Source organism: Streptococcus sp. SS4 (assembly GCF_030440125.1).
Taxonomy (GTDB): domain Bacteria; phylum Bacillota; class Bacilli; order Lactobacillales; family Streptococcaceae; genus Streptococcus.
Genome location: NZ_JAQFJM010000001.1, coordinates 291,538 through 309,181 on the forward strand (window position 1 = coordinate 291,538; position 17,644 = coordinate 309,181).

The following is a 17,644-nucleotide window of genomic DNA, read 5'->3' on the forward strand; positions in this document are numbered from 1 at the left end:
TGGAGGTTCTACTTCAGTTTTCTTGTAGCGACCTTTTAAAAAGGTCAAAGGAGTCCTAAACTATGGCAGAAATTGCATTTCTTATTATCGCAATCGCACTTGCTGCGTTCCTCATTGCATTAATCCCTACTCTACTTCGTACCCGTCATGTGGTTAAAGAAGTTGAAGAAACAGTTGCTGTGCTTCGTACAGATATCAATGTAACCCTTCATCAAACAAATGAAATCTTGGCTAAGGCAAACGTCTTGGTTGAAGATGTTAATGAAAAAGTTCAAACAATCGATCCTCTCTTCGTAGCAGTAGCTGAGCTTTCAGAAAGTGTCTCTGACTTGAATACTGAAGCTCGTTATCTCGGTGCGAAAGCAAGTGCAGCAGGAGCAAGTGTCGGTAAGGCAGGTTCAGCCTTTGCTATCGGTAAGGTTGCTTCAAAACTATTTGGTAAAAAAGACAAGAAAAAATAAGGAGGTCTTTTCATGAGTAAATTTTTAAACACCCTAATCATTGGTGCAGCTTCTGGGGCTGCAGCAGCTTACTTCTTTACAACTGAAAAAGGTAAAGCTGTTAAAACACGTATTGATGAAGAAATCGCTTCATTCAAAGAAGATCCTAAAGCATATCAAAATCAAGTGGTGGAAAAAGCTAGCGACTACAAAGATTTGGCAGTCGATACTTTCCAAGACTATAAAACAAAATTTGAAAATGGCGACATCACTGCAGATGATTTGACAAAAGCCGTTCAAGAAAAAAAAGCTCAAGTTGCTGATTTTGCAAAAGAGAGCTTTGAACTTATCAAAGAGAAAACTGCTCAAGTAACTCCTGAGCAAGCAGATGTTGAAGCAGAAACAAAAGCTATCGTTGATGATATCGTCATTGATATCAAAGATATCTCTGAAGAAGCAGCAGAAGCAAAATAAAAAAAGAAAGCCCATGGGGCTTTTTTTAGTACGCAAAAACGTTGACCAAACAGTCAACGTTTTTGTGCTTTATAATATTCGATTAGGACATAAATGCCAATCTGACCAATGACGCTAATGGTAATTGCCCAGAAGAAGGCCCAGAAGGTAGCCACCTGTGCTACCAAGAAAAGGAAGGCAACTAGGACTGTTGACACACAGAAGCTTGAGATACGTCCAAAGAAAATCATATCTTGTAGCTTAATACTATTATTATTTAAAGCTTGATAATCTTGATAATTCGTCGTTTGAGGACGCTCAGTCTCGAAATCTTCAATGTGGTCAAATTGACGGTGTAAGTTGTCAGCCATGTCTGCCTCCTTTCTATGTAAAATATCTAAATCACATTTTCGTGTAGGTTAAAATACTTAGTCAGTATTTCACTATTTAGAATCTCATTAATAATACCATAAAAATTTTATATTGCAAAGTTTTTTTTGATTTTTGTGAAAAATATAGTATTTGAAAACTAATTTAAAATATTGAGATACATAATTTTGAACCTAAAAATTCTAAAAAAATCAAATCATTTGTGCTATAATGTGAGTTATGGAAAAAATTGTAATTACAGCGACTGCTGAGAGCTACGAGCAAGCACGTGAGCTCCTAGAACTTGGCGTAGATCGTATTTATATCGGCGAAAAAGCCTTTGGCCTTCGTTTGCCTAAGCCTTTTTCATTCGCAGAAATGCGAAAGATTGCAGAGCTGGTACATGAGTCAGGCAAGGAATTGACTGTTGCCGTTAACGCCCTCATGCACCAAGGTATGATGGATGCTCTTCCAGACTATCTTGATTTTCTTGAAGAAATCAAGGCTGATTATATCACGGTTGGTGATGCAGGAGTTTTCTACATCTGTAACCGTGACAAACGTCCCTTCAAAATGATTTATGATGCTTCAACTATGGTAACCTCTAGCCGTCAGATTAATTTCTGGGGCAAACAGGCAGGAGCATCTGAAGCGGTTTTGGCTCGTGAGATTCCATCTGCGGAACTATTCATCATGGCTGAAAATCTTCAGATTCCAGCTGAGGTTTTGGTTTATGGTGCAAGTATCATTCACCACTCAAAGCGTCCACTTCTTCAAAACTATTACAACTTTATCAAAACGGATGAAGCTGTAACCAAAGAACGTGACCTCTTCCTTTCTGAGCCAGGGGACCCAGATTCTCACTACTCAGTTTATGAAGACATGCACGGGACACATATCTTTGCCAATAATGACTTGGATATGATGACTAAACTTTCAGAACTCGTTGAACATGGTTTTGACCACTGGAAGTTGGACGGTGTTTATTGCCCAGGTGAAAACTTTGTAAAAATCACTGAGTACTTTGTGAAGGCTCGTGACCTCATCGAGGCTGGCGAATTTTCACAAGACCAAGCCTTCCTCTTTGATGAGGCTATTCACAAATTACACCCAGCCAACCGTGGCTTGGACACAGGTTTCTATGATTACGAACCTGATCGTGTAAAATAAAAAATCTTATGCTCCTTCGTTTGAGAGTTTTCCATTTTCAGGGAACGAAGGAGTTGTTCAAAACTTAAAATCGACAATCTTGCAAATTGGAGAAATTATGACTACAACTAAAAAACGCCCAGAGGTACTTGTACCTGCTGGAACTTTGGAAAAATTGAAAGTCGCTGTAAATTACGGCGCAGATGCTGTTTTCGTTGGTGGACAAGCCTATGGTTTGCGTAGCCGTGCCGGAAACTTTACCATGGATGAGCTTCGAGAAGGTATCGAATATGCTCACGCTCGTGGTGTTGATGTGCACGTTGCTTCAAACATGGTTACCCATGAAGGAAATGAAAAAGGTGCTGGTGAGTGGTTCCGTGAATTGCGTGACATGGGACTCGATGCTGTTATCGTATCTGACCCAGCCTTGATTGAAATCTGTTCAACCTACGCACCAGGACTTAACATCCACTTGTCTACACAAGCATCTGCGACAAACGTTGAAACCTTCCATTTTTGGAAAGAGTATGGTTTGACCCGTGTCGTTTTGGCACGTGAGGTTACCATGGAAGAGTTGGCTGAAATCCGTAAGCGTACGGATCTTGAAATTGAGGCCTTTGTCCATGGCGCTATGTGTATCTCATACTCAGGTCGCTGTACCCTTTCTAACCACATGTCAGACCGTGATGCCAACCGTGGTGGTTGCTCACAGTCATGCCGTTGGAAATATGATCTTTACGACATGCCATTCGGCCAAGAGCGAAAGAGTATCCACGGTGAAGTTCCTGAAGAATACTCAATGTCAGCCGTTGACATGTGTATGATTGAAAATATCCCAGATCTTATCGATAATGGCGTTGACAGCCTTAAAATCGAAGGTCGTATGAAATCTGTCCACTATGTATCAACAGTTGCTAACTGCTACAAGGCTGCTTGTGACGCTTACATGGAAAGTGCAGAAGCCTTCTACGCCATCAAAGATGATTTGATTAACGAACTCTGGAAAGTTGCCCAACGTGAATTGGCAACAGGTTTCTACTACAAGACACCAACAGAAAACGAGCAACTCTTTGGTGCCCGTCGTAAGATTCCACAATACAAATTCGTTGGTGAAGTAGTAGACTTTGATCCAGCCACTATGACAGCTACAATCCGTCAACGTAACGTTATTCTCGAAGGTGACCACGTTGAATTCTACGGACCAGGCTTCCGTCATTTTGAATGTGATATCAAAGACCTTCACGATGCTAATGGTAACAAAATTGACCGTGCACCAAACCCAATGGAACTTCTTACAATTACCGTGCCACAAGAAGTTAAACCTGGCGACATGATTCGTTCAACTAAAGAAGGTTTGATTAACCTCTACCAAAAAGACGGTTCAAGTAAAACTGTTCGTGCCTAATGACAAGACAAATCAATGGCCTCCTGGTAGATGACCAGAGTAGGTGCCAGCACTACCATTCCACACTAGATATTGTTGCCTTAAAATGCTTTGAGTGCCAGAAGTATTATGCCTGTTATCAGTGTCATGATAGCTTGGAGGAACATAGATTTCGAGCTTATCCCTGTCAGTTGAAACAGGACAAGGTCCTTATTTGTGGCGTTTGTCGGCATGAGATGACTATTGAGGAATATCAAGAGGCAGTAGCCTGTCCCAATTGTCATAATGCCTTCAACCCAGCTTGTTCAAAGCACTATGATATTTATTTTGAAAAATAAAAAGATTGAAGATTCTGTTCACACGAACAAAGTCTTCAATCTTTTTTAGTTAAAGTAGCTATGATTTTTTAGTGCTTTTAAAACTGGCTTAGTCACCAAAGCGACAATCAGACCTTTTAAAAGGTCTGGGACGATAAAGGGTGTCAAGCCGACTGCTACAGCTGCAGACCATCCCATCTTTCCAAGAAAGTGCAGGCTAAGGATACCACCGACAAAGACAAGTGCATCTCCCAAAACAAAAGCCAAAAAGATCTTCCAGATAGGAGTCTTAGCATGAGCCAGTGCAGATGTGACAAGTGCAAAAAATGGGTAGGCAAGCAGATAGCCAGCTGAAGGACCAAAGAAGGCTTGGAGCCCACCGCCTCCACCTGCAAAAACGGGAAGACCAATGGCACCTAGAATCAGGTAGAGGGTAGCAGCAAGTGTCGCCTCTCTTGGTTTAAGAATTGCAGCAACAAGTCCGACAGCAAAAGTCTGTAGTGTGATTGGAACTGCACCGATAGGAATAACAATTTGAGCCAGTGCGGCAATGATAGCAGCACCGAAGGCAGGAAGTATGAGTGACAATGTACGATTTTGCGTCATTTTTTAGTTAACCTTTCGTAAATTAATAGTTAACTTATTATAACAAGCACTTCTGAAATAGTCAACTCCATAATAAAACGAGGTTAACTGATAAACTTAACCTCGTTGTGATATGATTTTTAGACGTTTGATTTCTTTTAGTTCAATCATGCTGATGATCTTATCTTGCTCGATAAAGATGGCTTGTCTCTCTCTGTCATAACGGTTGATGTAGCCCTTGTAGGTCTTCTGATTGGATGTCAGCATGACCATTTGGTTATGATCAATAGCATGATAGATATCGTTAATAAGCTGATTTTGCATTAGGTGGACAGGTTTGCTGTGACCTGTTTCCACAAACTGATGAAGCTGATGCTTTACTGCTTCTAAAAAGTTTATCATGGTCATTTCCCTCGTTTCTTGATAAAATAATTATAGCATGAAAGGTGAAATTTTGTGGATAACTTCTTTCTAAAACAAACAATTTTCACAGAAAAAACGAATAAAGCTAGTGGAGGTAAGCAAATGGCAGAATTTTCATTTGAAATTGAAGAAAAACTCTTGGTCTTGTCTGAGAATGACAAGGGCTGGACTAAGGAACTCAATCGTGTGAGCTTTAATGGCGCACCGGCTAAGTATGACATCCGTACATGGAGTCCAGACCATACCAAGATGGGTAAGGGGATTACCCTTAGCAATGAAGAATTCCAAGTTCTCGTTGACGCCTTCAAAAACTAAAACAAGGTCAGCATTTCGCTGGCCTTATTTTTGTTTAAAACGTATCAATGATAAGTTTGAGATTGAGAATGGTTAGGACAATAGCGATGGCATAACCAAGGAAAGTATTCCACTTGGCATTGACGTGTTTTCCCATGAGTGATTTTTTAGAAGTGTAGTAAATCAAAGGGAAAATAGAGAATGGCAAGGCAAGTGAAAGGAATACTTGTGAATAAACCAAGAGTTGATCCAGTGTCTTTTCTTGATCGCCGTAGAGAATGGCTACAATGATAACCGGTAGTAGGGCGAAGAGACGTGTGAACAAACGAATCACCCACTGTGGTAACCTCATGTGGAGGAAGCCTTCCATGACAATCTGACCAGTCAAAGTACCAGTAATGGTAGAGTTTTGACCACTAGCCAAGAGCGCCAAGGCAAAGAGTGTTGAAAGTGTCGAACTAGCTACCGCACCAGCAATCTTAGAGTCCTGAAGAGCATTGTACATCTGTGAGAAAGCTGAAATATCAGAAGCATGACCAAAGAAGAGAGCTGCCCCCAAAATCAAGAGGAGGGAGTTAACCACAAAAGCCAAAGTCAACTGGATGTTAGAATCCCAGGTCATGAAACGTACAGCCTTAGTCACGTCTTTGCCATCAGAATAGTCAACCTTACGAGTCTGTGACAAGGATGAGTGCAAGTAGAGGTTATGTGGCATAACGGTCGCACCCACAATCCCAAGCGCCAAGGTCAACTGGTTGGTATGTCCAGCAGCATGTGGCTCGAAGAGCGCTGGCGTAGGGAGATAACCCTCTAGGATTCCCGTAATACTAGGCTCAGACAAAGCTACCAGATAGACAAAGATAACCAAGATGGTCAAAATCAAGGTTGAAACAATAGCCTCGATTTTTTTGAATCCTAGCTTCATGATGAGCAGTAGCAGGAAGACGTCTAGGATTGTCACCAGAATGGCAACCATAATTGGAATACCAAAGAGCAGGTTAAGAGCAATGGCAGAACCAAGCACCTCAGCTAAATCCGTCGCCATTAAGGCCAGCTCCAGAATCACCCAAAGCGTGTATCGCAACCATTTGGGCGAGTGATAGGCAGTCGCTTGAGCTAGGTCCATTTGGGTCACAATCCCTAATTTCCCAGCCATTTGTTGCAACTGCATAGCGATTAAAGATGAAATTAAGATGACAAAAAGCAGACTATACTTGTAGGTCGCCCCACCGACGACACTGGTAATCCAGTTCCCTGGATCCATGTAACCCACGGCCACAAGAGCCCCAGGTCCCAAGAAAGCCTTAAGATTTTGCCAAAAACGATTATTATTTGGTGTATCTATGGATTGGTTTACCTCAGAAAGGGAAACCTTCTTTGAAGATGTCATAAGCACCTCTTTCTAAGTCATATCTGCCTAAAAGTGTATTATTTCTAGACAGACAATTATATTATAACACTATGAAGAAGATGTGCAAGGTTTTTAAAGGTATTGACTTATCCTACATTGATATCATAGAGGTCTTTTCAGAATTGACTTTTTATACTAAACTATAAGAGTAGATGATTTCATAGATGAGGGAGAAAAAATAATTGAAAACATTTCAGCTAACAGCTAAGAAAAAGATTACCCTGGCACTCGTAGTTGTCATCGTGGTTGCTTTGCTTATCTTTATCATTAACGTGCAGATGAATCAGCCTGATAACCTACCTGCCAATTACATGGAGCGCCTTAAAAATCCTGGAATGACCGGAGATTACATCGGCCTCTGGAAGTCTCGCTGGCATGAAGAAAATAAAGCATGGATTTATCCTGCTAAACAATACGCTATCTATGCAGTAGTAGCCCTTGCTTGTTTGTCAGCTTGGGTCGCAGCATCAAAGGCAAAATTTTGGAAATAAGAAAATGCTTCTCTCGATTGAGGGAAGCGTTTTTAATATTATCTGATGTGAGTTTTATATTGGCTGAACATCTCGTCAATATCATCTTCAACCAAGTGATAGATTTTCCAGTCAAATTCAGTTCTAGCAACATCATCAACCAAGACTGTATAACAGAAATCCATGTAATCTTCATAAAAATAAGAGATGAAGGGAAGGAGTGTGTTACTGATATCAGTTGAATAGAGTTTTTCATCAAGATGTTTAAAGAGATAGTCTGTACCCGTAATCGTTTCATTCTTGAGTTTTTGTACATCCTCAAGGTTAAATCCATCACTTTGGGGATTCAGAAAATCATGTTTTGCTAGCCAGGCGACGAAGATACTGAGATGAAAAGCAGCTCTTTTACTAATCTCTAGCATGTCTGATTGGCTTAGTTTTTCTGAAGGTATATTATTTTCTTCACAATAAAATACAAGTGCATGATCGAAAAAATAATCTGCGCGGTCTATGGGAAAGTTTACTTGACTTTCTTCTATTTTTGTATCAGCCTGTTCAAGCACACTTGATTTTTTCTTAAATAGGGACTTCAATTTTGTGAACACGTTTATACCTCATATAAAAATATCCCATTATTTGACTAATGGGATATCACTTTTTATTTCATCGTTGGGAACAACAAGACATCACGGATGGTTGTTGTGTCAGTGAGAAGCATGCAGAGACGGTCGATACCGATTCCGAGTCCACCTGTTGGTGGCATACCGTATTCGAGGGCTTCAACGTAGTCGTAGTCGATGCCTGTTGCTTCGTCGTCACCGAGTTCTTTAGCAGCAGCTTGTGCTTCGAAACGTGACAATTGATCGATTGGGTCGTTCAATTCGGTGAAGGCATTTCCGTACTCTTTTGTCATGATGAAGAGCTCGAAACGGTCAGTGAAGCGTGGATCTTCTGGGTTTTTCTTAGCCAATGGAGACACAGCAACTGGGTGACCGTAAATGAAAGTTGGTTGAATCAATGTTTCTTCAACGAATTCTTCGAAGAAGGCGTTGATGATGTGACCAACTTCAGTGTAGTGTTTTTCAACTGGAACATTCTTTTCAGCAGCGATTGCTTTGGCTTCATTCAAAGTCATGTCTTGCCAGAAGTCAACGCCAGTGATTTCCTTGATTGCATCAACCATGTGGATGCGTTTGAATGGTTCGTTGATCTTGATTTCAGTTCCTTGGTAGTTGATAGGTCCATCACCTTTAACCGCTTTAGCAGCGTGTTGGATGATACCTTCAGTCAAGTTCATGATATCGTGGAAGTCAGCGTAAGCTTGGTAAACTTCGATAGATGTGAACTCAGGGTTGTGAGTGGCATCCATACCTTCGTTACGGAAGATACGTCCGATTTCGTAAACACGCTCCATACCACCAACAATGAGACGTTTGAGGTGGAGCTCAGTCGCGATACGAAGTACCATGTCGATGTTTTGTGCATTGTGGTGAGTGATGAAAGGCTTAGCAGCAGCACCACCAGCTTCATTGTGAAGAACAGGTGTTTCGACTTCAAGGAAACCTTGAGCATCGAGGTAGCGACGGATTTCAGAAATGATTTTTGAACGTGTGACAAAGCGGTCAAAGCTTTCACGGTTAGAAATCAAATCGAGGTAACGTTTACGGTAGATGGTTTCAACGTCTGAAAGTCCGTGGAATTTCTCAGGCAATGGGCGAAGGGCTTTAGACAAGTGCGTGATATGAGTAGCCTTGATAGAAAGTTCTCCCATATCTGTACGCATAACTTCACCTTCGACGCCGAGGAAGTCACCAAGGTCAGCTTTCTTGAAGATGTCGTAGTTTTCTTCACCGACAGCATCTTTACGTACGTAGATTTGGATTTGACCATCGCGGTCTTGGATGTGTGCGAAGCCAACTTTACCTTTACCACGTTTAGTCATCAAACGACCTGCGATTGTAGCAGTTTCGTTGATTTCGTGCAATTCTTCTTTTGTTTTGTCAGCGTATTTTTCTTTTAATTGACCAGATGTAGCTGTGCGTTCGAATCGCTTACCAAAAGGATCGATTCCTTGTTCAGCCAAGGCCGCCATTTTTTCACGACGGACAATCTGTTGATCGTTCAATTCTTCCATGTGTTGATTTGACATGTTAGTCCTCCATAAAATAGTCGTAATTATTGTATCATAAATCACCCTCTAAAGATAGGACAAATGATTAAATGTCAGATAAATAAAGCTAGGATTTGTCTATTTTTAGGACAAATCGTTAACTAGCATTAATCTTTGATTAGAAAGTTATAGAATTTATTGACAAATATAATAAAAAGGGTGTACAATAGCAAAGTAAGTTTCGTATGATATAAGGAGGAAATACGATGAAAAAGAAAAATTATGTTAGTAAAGCCGTGATGCTTGGCGCTTTACTAGCACCTATTGGGATGCCTACGGTATCTGTGTTAGCAGATAGCTTTTATCAAAATCAAACGAGTGCTCACGCTGCTGATATTACAAACTGGATTGCCAGCACACCTGAACAAATTACAAATAATTTGACAACTCAGAACATCAATCCACAGCAGTTAGATGGTCAACAGTACGTGATTCAATGGGGAGATACCTTGTGGGGAATCTCTCAAGCAACTGGAATTTCTATTGAAAAATTAGCCTACGATAACAATATTCAGAATATTGATCTTATCTTTGCAGGTGATGTCCTCATCTTGAAACGTGATGGTGATGTCCCAGCAGGTTACCATGTGACTGGTAATGGTTACCGTTGTGCACATTCTAAGATTGTTATCAACAACTACTACGGTGATAACAACCGAGTGATTATCAATAACAGCACTTTTGTCTCTGATGACCATTCTAAGAATACAGTGATCTACGCTCCAGATAATTCTGACAATAGCGTTTCATTCTCAAATAACACGACTAACAATAATAACGATAAAGACAAAGATACTAAAGAGTCTAAAGATGGCAAGGATTCATCTTCGTCATCATCAGAATCTAAAGATGCTTCATCAAGTTCAACAAGTGGATCTTCATCATCTTCTTCTTCATCAAGCTCAACAGCAAGCAGTAGTGAAAGTAAGGCAAGTACAGAAAGTTCTAAAGAAAAAGAATTGACTGATGATGCTTTCCAAGACAAGGTTCAAAGTGAATTCAAACAAGTATATCAACAAAACCACTCAGGTAGTCCTGCATGGACTTTCTTCTTACATGCAGATGATAAGACTGGTGTAAATGCTACAGCTAAGAAGGACACTGAAAGCACAGCTCTCTACCTTCAAGGTGAAACGCCAAAGGCTAAAGACATTGAAAACGGACCTAAAGATGGTGCTAAAACAGAAGCCAATGCCAAAGCCCTCGCTGAAAAGATTTATGACGCTCTTAACAGGGATAGTAAGATCTCAGATCTTATCAAGTCAAAATATGCTCAAATTCAGGTAAGTTATAAAGGTGATAAGTGGGCTTTCAATGTTGATGTTTACAAGGAAAAAGAAAGTTCATCATCAAGCACTGAAAAATCATCTGAATCTAAGGCGTCATCAAGTGATGATTCTCAAACAGAAACACGCATGAGTTCAAGCTCATCAAGCCTTGAACGCTCATCATCAAGTTCTTCAAGCCACACTGAAACAGACTCAGAGGCAACTTTCTCTGACCTAACTGGTGACGAATAGAGAGGGGCAAGACATGTCAAAGAGAAATATCATTATTAGTGTTGTTCTTGCTTGTCTCTTGGTTACGGGAGCTGGATTTGGTGCTTTCTATTACTGGGGAACACACCATTTAGATAGTGTTGTACCTGGTAAGGTTTACCAATACTCAAGTACTCTAAACGGTGAGGTCAATAATCGTGTCATGTATGTAGCCTTCCAAGAAGGTGGGAACAAGGCGCTTGTGAGTCAAGATCGTACGACAGTGGTTAATGCTGCTAAGAGTCAGACTGATTTTGACAAGGCCTATAATGACCAAACAGCTAAGTGGGAATACAGTGTGACAAAAACTACTTTGACTCTTGGTAAAAAAGAGGACGATCAATTGTCACAATGGCAGTACAACAAGGTCTTTGCTTATGGTGACCACTTTACATCAAAAGATTTCTATTACCAGATTGCCAAAGGTGGTCAGGGTGAAGTCAAACAAAAAATGACCTTTAAAGAAATTAAATAAGCGTCTAAATATGACAAGATGCATTAGGTTTGGGACAAAATGTTCCAAACCTTTTTCTATCTTCAAAACACGAATAATCTTTCCTTAAGTGGGGTCGAAAATTGAAAAGAAAGGGTAAAAACGGTATAATAAGACTGTTTGGGCAATTGCATCTTAGTTAAAAAACAGACGAGTAAGATTGCCCTAGACAGTTGACTAAAAGCTTACTTTTGCAAGACTGAAGATTAAATTAAGAGCTGACTCATGTAGTAGTTTAGTTGTTAGTTTCCTAATTTATTTAAGTCTCTGACAAGAGAATGATATAAGAAAGAACGGACAGATGATTACTTCTATTGTTTTTGACGTTGACGATACTATTTATGACCAACAGGCACCTTATCGTGTTGCCATGGAAAAATGTTTCCCTGACTTTGATATGAGTCACATGAATCAAGCCTACATTCGTTTCCGCCACTATTCTGATGTTGGTTTTCCACGTGTAATGGCCGGTGAGTGGACAACTGAGTATTTCCGTTTTTGGCGATGTAAAGAGACCCTTTTGGAGTTTGGCTACCGTGAAATTGATGAAGAAACGGGTAACCATTTCCAAGAGGTTTACGAGCATGAGTTGGAAAATATCACCATGCTTGATGAGATGCGCATGACCCTTGATTTCCTCAAGGAAAAAAATGTTCCTATGGGTATTATTACCAACGGACCAACAGAGCACCAACTTAAGAAGGTCAAGAAGTTGGGACTTTATGATTATGTGGACCCTAAGCGTGTTATCGTCAGTCAGGCGACAGGTTTCCAAAAGCCTGAGAAGGAAATCTTCAACCTCGCAGCTGAGCAATTTGATATGAATCCATCGACGACGCTCTACGTTGGAGATTCTTATGACAATGATGTCATGGGTGCCTTCAATGGTGGCTGGCATTCTATGTGGTTTAACCACCGTGGACGTAGCCTCAAACCAGGTACTAAGCCAGTCTTCGACTTGGAAATCGACAATTTTGAGCAACTCTTTGGAGCGGTAAAAGTCCTTTTCGATCTTCCAAATAACAAATATATCTTTGATATCAATGATAATGAAAATCCAGTCCTTCAACTAGGTATCAATAATGGTCTTATGATGGCGGCTGAACGTCTTCTTGAGAGCAATATGAGTATTGATAAAGTGGTTATCCTTCTTCGTTTGAATGCGAACCAGGAAAAAATCCTTCGTATGAAATATGGAAGATAATAGAGCGGCCTCGTATGGCCGTTTTATTGTCTAGAACGTGAGATAAGGAGTTTGAAAATGGTAGAAATCAACAACTTAAAACATGATATTGAAGCACTGAGTGCTGAACGTGATGCATTGAGAAAAGAGGTAGAAGCACTCGAAGCCAAACGTGACGATCTCTTCGAAGGTATTAGAGATGCAGAGCAGATGAAGGGCGTTGCTTGGGATTCCTATTATGCATTAGTAGACCATCTTAATGCTGAGGAAAAGCAAAGAGGGTTTGCTAACAACTATTGGGAACATGTCCATAGAACTGCCAAAATAGACGTGGAATTTATCTTGAGTCGTGGTCTTCGTTTTAAGCGTTTATTGTCTGAAGGACAGTATGATCTTGTCTCACAGGAACTAGACGATTTTGAAAATGAACTAGAGGACTTGGCCCGAGACTTTGGTGTCGAATTAAATCGTTTGCCAGATGAACCGAAGTGGAAATAATGGAAGTGAAGCTCTTAAAGTAATAGATTTAAGGGCTTTTTGACTGCTAAAAAGCGACCCTTGTTAAGGATCGCTTGTCTTATGAAGTCAGTCGCTGATTTAGCTGATCTTGTTTTGTTCATCCATATAGGACGTATCATTCCAACATTTAAGAGTGAAGTGCTCAAAATCATTGGTTTCGAGAATAGTTACAGAAGCATTGTCAAGACCGCCTGCCTTACGAAGAAGACCAGGTTCAAAACCAAGGAGTGTACGGATAGAAGCCGTTAAGTTAGCTCCGTGACCGACGATGAGGACATTTTTAGCATCACTATCTTTAAGTGTTTTAACAAATTCGGCCACACGTTTGGTTGTCTGATAGACAGACTCAGCTTGGAAGTCATTAGCACGGAAGTTGGCTAGGTTATGACGGAAGGCATCCATTTCTTTTGGATAGATGGCCTGAACGAGTGCAATTTTTTGCCCTTCCAGTTTACCAAGTTGCCATTCACGCAGAGCTTTAGTGTAGGTAACTTTAGCTTTCGGCTTTTGAGACTCCATGATGAGTTCAGTTGTTTTTTTAGCACGTGGTAGGTCACTTGAGAAGATCAAGTCAAAATGTGTGTCACTGAGATAGTGACCTAACTCACGTACTTGTTCGATAGATTCTTTAAGCAAAGGCGAGTCTCCCTTGGCGCCTTGAAGTCGGCCTTCCAAGTTCCACTCGGTTTTACCGTGACGTACAAAATACAGTTTCATGATTACTCCTTAATATCAGCAAATTCAGCATTAACAAAATCAGCAAGTTCTTGACTATTGATACGGATAGAGCGCCCAATTTCTCCCGCTGAGACAATAAGGAAACCAGCTTCTTGGGCAGACTGATCGATGTAAATAGGGAAATTGTGTTTTTGGCGAATTCCCACTGGGTTGTTGGCTCCGTGAACATAGCCAGTCGTTTTTTGGAGATCCTTTTGTGGAATCATTTGAACTTTCTTGTTCCCTGAAATTTTAGCTAATTTCTTTTCAGACAGGTGCTCGGTGATAGGGACGATGCCGATGACTGGTCCTGTCTTATCTCCCTTAAGGGCGAGGGTTTTATAAATGCTCTCACGTGCCACATCTTCTGGAAGCTCTCCTTCTAAACCATTGAAGGATAAGCTATCATGGTCAATTTTAGCTTTATCAAGAATTTGGTCAACCAAGGTTTTCTTGACTTTGCCTTTCTTAGCCATTGTCATATCTCCTTTTAAAGTTATACATTTCTACCATCCATTATAACACATTCGTCCGAACACGCCTAAACCAATTTGACAAGAAGAAAACCAGTGCCTTAGACACTGGTTTTTACTGACTACTAGATGAACTTGTCGAAGTAGTCTTCTTATTTTTAGTTGGTTTTTGCTTAATCTTACCAAAGAGTTTTTCAAAGGTTTTACGTTTGTTTTTCTCTGGATTGATTTGGTTAAGATCTAGGATGTTGTCGAAACCTGGAAGGCTTCCTTGAGACGTATACTGGTGAAGGTCATAGTCGATTTCAGTGTTTGGTAAAGCCTCGTAATAACCAGAATCGGTACCGTAGGCTGGAATCCAAACAGCGTCGAAGTTTTTAGTTGAAACTTCTTGCTCGAGCATGAAATAAGCACCAATATAGAGACCAACATTTTCAGCTCCAAGTCGTTTGAGCTCAGCGAGAAAGGCTTGGACACCTTGCTCCATGTTAGACATGGTTTCCTCTTCGACGTCAATCCAGTAATAAGTCGGTTTGTATGGAGAAGCATTTTTGTAGAAAATACGAGCTTCTTCCTTCATCTCCTTGACAGAAGTACCTTGAGCGTAGGAATAGACGGCAACTGGAACGTCACGTTTTTTGAGTTCTTTAATATGTGTTTTAAAAGATTTGTCGACCCCATTCGAACTAGCGGCATTGCTATCCTTACTAATCAGTGATCCACCGAAGACGCGGACGATAGCACCAGAAATATGATTTGACAAGACATCGTAATCGATATCCTGAGGTAGTTGCCACCCTGAAAGGTCGATAATGGGATTGAGTATCAGCTCCTCGTCGGAACTGCTAGATGTACTACTGGTTGTTGTTTTTGGTGTAGTAGCATAAGGAATAGCAGATTTCACGTTTTGAAGATGCGCCTGTTGTTTGGACGTATTGTGAATATTTGCAATAACTAATGCTAATCCTAAAAGAGCTAGAACCACGTAAACAACGATCGGTTTTATTCTTTTTCTCATTACTCCCATTTTACCTTAAATAGTGCAAAAATGCAAAATAGAGTGTTTATAAATTCTGTGAGAGATATTAAAGTGACTGATTTCCAAAAAGCCTTTGTAGTGCTGACTTAGGCACATTTTATGAATAAGGGTGTTTTGAGCTAGTCTTGAATTAAGTGAATTTTTCATTTATTAAAGCAAGAAATTTAGCTTAAAAGTCAGTTTCCTCCTTGAAACTAGCGCCACTAGTGGCATCAGACCAGGCGACAAGAGCTTGAGCAGAGTTATCCAGATAGGTCTTGAGAGGTTGCTTCAAATCATAAATGGTTTCCCAAAATCCTAGTACCTTTCCTTCGTTGTCGATAGCAGCTTGGTAGGTTTGGATGAGGACTTGATCAAAACTGTCTGTTGGAATCTGATAACTTCTTTCTTTGGTAGGAGAGGCTAGCACTTCAGACATGATCCAATCAGGCAGATTTTCAGACTCACGGAGGAAGAAACTACCGTCAGCGCCACCATTGTCATAGAGAAAGTTTCCTTGGGCATCATAGGCTGCTAATTTATAGGGCAGGTGATTCAGTAGTGTTTTTAAATCATTCATACTTTCATCATAGCTTCTTTCATGCAAAATGGCAATGCATTGGATTGGAGACAATACTATCGTAGGATAGTATCAGTTTGTCCAAGGATAGTAGTATCTCTTGTAGCAGTATCAGGGTATAATAAAGTAAAAGAAGACTCGAGGTGAAAACATGTCAAAACTTATTTTTCTAGATGTTGATGGGACCTTGGTGGATTATCATAACCGCATTCCAGAGTCAGCAGTAAAGGCTGTTCGTCAGGCCCGTAAAAATGGCCATCTGGTCTATGTTTGTACTGGTCGTAGCAAGGCAGAAATGCAACCAGAATTATGGGAAATTGGCTTGGATGGGATGATTGGTGGTAATGGCTCTTATGTAGAGCATCATGGCCAAGTCCTCATGCATGAGCTGATTTCTAAGGAAGATGCGGCTAAGATTGTGGATTGGCTAACAGAACGCCATCTGGCTTTTTATCTGGAGAGCAATAACGGTCTCTTTGCCAGTCCTGATTTTCGGGAGCGGGCACGTGAGACACTTAAGACTTATGCCATTCAAAAGGGGCAGTCAGAAGAGTCTGTCGCTGGTAAGGAACCAGAAGATTTTCTTCATGGCCTTCAGTATGGTGGGGAACTCTACCGTGATGACCTAAACAAGGTCAGTTTCGTTTTAGAATCCTATCAGGATCACCTAGATTCAAAAGAAGCTTTTCCACAGCTTGAAGCCCATACTTGGGGAGGTCGAGGTGAAACAGCCTTGTTTGGTGATCTAGGTGTTAAGGATATTAACAAGGCCCATGCCATCGATGTCCTTTTGGAACATTTGGGGGCTGAGCGTTCGGATACTATTGCTTTTGGCGATGCCAAGATTGATATCCCTATGTTGGAATACTGTGAGGTTGGTGTTGCCATGGGAATGGTGGGCCAGAAATCTTGGCTATGGCAGACTTTGTAACAGACGATGTTGAAGCTGATGGCCTCTACAAGGCTTTTGAAAAATTGGGTTTATTGCAATAGAAAAAACTGAGTTCCGTTTGGGAGCTCAGCTTGTGTTTTATGCTGGTTTACGACCGATAATTTTTTTCAAGAGGAACAAGAGATAGCCAACAGCGATATACCCGGCACTGATGACTAGGACATTTACCAAGACCTTGTTCCAACCAAATTTATTGACATTGATAAAGAAGTAGGCGAAGGGGCTATCTTTGGCACCTGGGATTGGGAGTTTTAGAGCCAAGCCATTTAGAAGGGCAAAGGCAAAGTAAGACAGAGGGACCACTGACCAGTAAATTGGTTCACGGAGACGGTAGGCTTTCTTAGCATCGAAAATGAGGGTATCAAGCACCAATCCCCAAGGGACAATATAGTGAACCAAGAAATTGCGGAGGGTCCAGAATTTCTCAGGTTCTGTAATAGGAGCCAAGAGGATGTGATAGATGACTCCAGTGATGAGGATGGCCATGGTTACGCCACCCTTGTAACGCAAGAGTTTTGTGTTAGTCGTCGCATCCCCTTTTTTGAAGTCATAGATGATAAAGAAAATCAAACTAGAAAAGACGAGGATATTGGACAAAACGGTGTAGTAGAGCAACATGCCCCAACCATCGTCATGGATTTGGATAGAGACTCCTACCAGTCCACAAAGAGCTAGTAAGATACGGTAAAATCGTGAAATAGTCATA

General features: G+C 40.8%; 22 protein-coding genes and 1 pseudogene. 12 read left to right on the forward strand and 11 right to left on the reverse strand.

The window, feature by feature from the left end:
• Nucleotides 1-62: 62 nt before the first annotated feature.
• Together PCY16_RS01465 and PCY16_RS01470 are read left to right on the forward strand one after the other, a co-directional pair.
• Entirely contained in the window at nucleotides 63-461 is a 399-nt protein-coding gene (locus tag PCY16_RS01465) for a DUF948 domain-containing protein (protein WP_002885965.1), read from the forward strand.
• A gap of 12 nt (nucleotides 462-473) precedes the next feature.
• Nucleotides 474-914: a YtxH domain-containing protein gene (locus tag PCY16_RS01470; RefSeq protein WP_195413798.1), complete on the forward strand. Its 441-nt coding sequence runs from the start codon at nucleotides 474-476 to the stop codon at nucleotides 912-914.
• A gap of 53 nt (nucleotides 915-967) precedes the next feature.
• Here PCY16_RS01470 and PCY16_RS01475 read toward each other — a convergent pair whose 3' ends face one another.
• Entirely contained in the window at nucleotides 968-1,264 is a 297-nt protein-coding gene (locus PCY16_RS01475; RefSeq protein ID WP_073687619.1) for a DUF3270 domain-containing protein, read from the reverse strand.
• Between the two features lie 238 nt (nucleotides 1,265-1,502).
• Between PCY16_RS01475 and PCY16_RS01480 the strand changes: the two genes are divergently transcribed.
• From PCY16_RS01480 to PCY16_RS01490, 3 genes are all read left to right on the forward strand, one after another.
• Entirely contained in the window at nucleotides 1,503-2,432 is a 930-nt protein-coding gene (locus tag PCY16_RS01480; protein WP_037603903.1) for a peptidase U32 family protein, read from the forward strand.
• Nucleotides 2,433-2,529: 97 nt separating this feature from the next.
• Nucleotides 2,530-3,816 carry a U32 family peptidase gene (locus PCY16_RS01485; protein ID WP_021144422.1) on the forward strand — a complete coding sequence of 429 codons (1,287 nt, stop codon included), beginning with the start codon at nucleotides 2,530-2,532 and terminating at the stop codon, nucleotides 3,814-3,816.
• Nucleotides 3,816-4,133, forward strand: a complete 318-nt coding sequence (locus PCY16_RS01490) for a CHY zinc finger protein (protein ID WP_195413642.1) — start codon at nucleotides 3,816-3,818, stop codon at nucleotides 4,131-4,133. The genes PCY16_RS01485 and PCY16_RS01490 overlap by 1 nt, the downstream gene beginning before the upstream one ends.
• A 45-nt stretch (nucleotides 4,134-4,178) precedes the next feature.
• Here PCY16_RS01490 and PCY16_RS01495 read toward each other — a convergent pair whose 3' ends face one another.
• Both PCY16_RS01495 and PCY16_RS01500 read right to left on the reverse strand, forming a co-directional pair.
• Complete coding sequence (locus PCY16_RS01495; RefSeq protein WP_195413643.1) at nucleotides 4,179-4,718, reverse strand: biotin transporter BioY; 540 nt, start codon at nucleotides 4,716-4,718, stop codon at nucleotides 4,179-4,181.
• A 96-nt stretch (nucleotides 4,719-4,814) separates the two neighbouring features.
• On the reverse strand, nucleotides 4,815-5,099 hold the full coding sequence (locus tag PCY16_RS01500; RefSeq protein WP_004182773.1) for a hypothetical protein: 285 nt from the start codon (nucleotides 5,097-5,099) through the stop codon (nucleotides 4,815-4,817).
• Nucleotides 5,100-5,222: 123 nt separating this feature from the next.
• Between PCY16_RS01500 and PCY16_RS01505 the strand changes: the two genes are divergently transcribed.
• The gene (locus PCY16_RS01505) at nucleotides 5,223-5,435 is read left to right on the forward strand and encodes a YdbC family protein (protein ID WP_002886106.1); all 213 of its coding nucleotides are present in this window, start codon (nucleotides 5,223-5,225) and stop codon (nucleotides 5,433-5,435) included.
• 34 nt (nucleotides 5,436-5,469) lie between these two features.
• Here PCY16_RS01505 and PCY16_RS01510 read toward each other — a convergent pair whose 3' ends face one another.
• Nucleotides 5,470-6,804, reverse strand: a complete 1,335-nt coding sequence (locus PCY16_RS01510) for an Nramp family divalent metal transporter (RefSeq protein WP_195413644.1) — start codon at nucleotides 6,802-6,804, stop codon at nucleotides 5,470-5,472.
• Between the two features lie 203 nt (nucleotides 6,805-7,007).
• Here PCY16_RS01510 and PCY16_RS01515 point away from each other — a divergent pair, with 203 nt between their 5' ends.
• Complete coding sequence (locus PCY16_RS01515; protein ID WP_139723934.1) at nucleotides 7,008-7,316, forward strand: hypothetical protein; 309 nt, start codon at nucleotides 7,008-7,010, stop codon at nucleotides 7,314-7,316.
• A gap of 38 nt (nucleotides 7,317-7,354) precedes the next feature.
• On the opposite strand, the gene PCY16_RS01520 is transcribed toward PCY16_RS01515, so the two are convergent.
• Both PCY16_RS01520 and lysS read right to left on the reverse strand, forming a co-directional pair.
• Nucleotides 7,355-7,900: a hypothetical protein gene (locus PCY16_RS01520; protein WP_060971553.1), complete on the reverse strand. Its 546-nt coding sequence runs from the start codon at nucleotides 7,898-7,900 to the stop codon at nucleotides 7,355-7,357.
• A 53-nt stretch (nucleotides 7,901-7,953) separates the two neighbouring features.
• On the reverse strand, nucleotides 7,954-9,444 hold the full coding sequence (gene lysS, locus PCY16_RS01525; protein ID WP_195413645.1) for a lysine--tRNA ligase: 1,491 nt from the start codon (nucleotides 9,442-9,444) through the stop codon (nucleotides 7,954-7,956).
• A 227-nt stretch (nucleotides 9,445-9,671) separates the two neighbouring features.
• On the opposite strand from lysS, the gene PCY16_RS01530 reads away from it, so the two are divergent.
• The 4 genes from PCY16_RS01530 (at nucleotide 9,672) to PCY16_RS01545 (ending at nucleotide 13,177) form a co-directional block, all read left to right on the forward strand.
• Nucleotides 9,672-10,985, forward strand: coding sequence for a LysM domain-containing protein (locus PCY16_RS01530; protein ID WP_195413646.1), 1,314 nt, complete (start codon nucleotides 9,672-9,674; stop codon nucleotides 10,983-10,985).
• A gap of 13 nt (nucleotides 10,986-10,998) precedes the next feature.
• Entirely contained in the window at nucleotides 10,999-11,478 is a 480-nt protein-coding gene (locus PCY16_RS01535) for a hypothetical protein (RefSeq protein ID WP_002885961.1), read from the forward strand.
• A 319-nt stretch (nucleotides 11,479-11,797) separates the two neighbouring features.
• Nucleotides 11,798-12,700 (forward strand): HAD family hydrolase, encoded by a 903-nt coding sequence (locus tag PCY16_RS01540; RefSeq protein WP_195413647.1) that lies wholly within the window; start codon nucleotides 11,798-11,800, stop codon nucleotides 12,698-12,700.
• Between the two features lie 57 nt (nucleotides 12,701-12,757).
• Complete coding sequence (locus tag PCY16_RS01545) at nucleotides 12,758-13,177, forward strand: hypothetical protein (protein ID WP_048674402.1); 420 nt, start codon at nucleotides 12,758-12,760, stop codon at nucleotides 13,175-13,177.
• A 99-nt stretch (nucleotides 13,178-13,276) separates the two neighbouring features.
• Here PCY16_RS01545 and PCY16_RS01550 read toward each other — a convergent pair whose 3' ends face one another.
• The 4 genes from PCY16_RS01550 to PCY16_RS01565 form a co-directional block, all read right to left on the reverse strand.
• Nucleotides 13,277-13,915 (reverse strand): histidine phosphatase family protein, encoded by a 639-nt coding sequence (locus tag PCY16_RS01550; protein WP_002890596.1) that lies wholly within the window; start codon nucleotides 13,913-13,915, stop codon nucleotides 13,277-13,279.
• A gap of 2 nt (nucleotides 13,916-13,917) precedes the next feature.
• The gene (locus tag PCY16_RS01555) at nucleotides 13,918-14,391 is read right to left on the reverse strand and encodes an aminoacyl-tRNA deacylase (protein ID WP_014634221.1); all 474 of its coding nucleotides are present in this window, start codon (nucleotides 14,389-14,391) and stop codon (nucleotides 13,918-13,920) included.
• Nucleotides 14,392-14,503: 112 nt separating this feature from the next.
• On the reverse strand, nucleotides 14,504-15,406 hold the full coding sequence (locus PCY16_RS01560) for a glycoside hydrolase family 25 protein (protein WP_037600402.1): 903 nt from the start codon (nucleotides 15,404-15,406) through the stop codon (nucleotides 14,504-14,506).
• Between the two features lie 190 nt (nucleotides 15,407-15,596).
• On the reverse strand, nucleotides 15,597-15,986 hold the full coding sequence (locus PCY16_RS01565) for a sodium transporter (RefSeq protein WP_195413648.1): 390 nt from the start codon (nucleotides 15,984-15,986) through the stop codon (nucleotides 15,597-15,599).
• Between the two features lie 151 nt (nucleotides 15,987-16,137).
• Between PCY16_RS01565 and PCY16_RS01570 the strand changes: the two are divergent.
• Nucleotides 16,138-16,979, forward strand: a pseudogene (locus PCY16_RS01570) (HAD family hydrolase).
• A gap of 37 nt (nucleotides 16,980-17,016) precedes the next feature.
• Here the strand turns inward: PCY16_RS01570 and PCY16_RS01575 are convergent.
• Nucleotides 17,017-17,643, reverse strand: coding sequence for a Pr6Pr family membrane protein (locus tag PCY16_RS01575; RefSeq protein ID WP_195413649.1), 627 nt, complete (start codon nucleotides 17,641-17,643; stop codon nucleotides 17,017-17,019).
• Nucleotide 17,644: the final 1 nt, after the last annotated feature.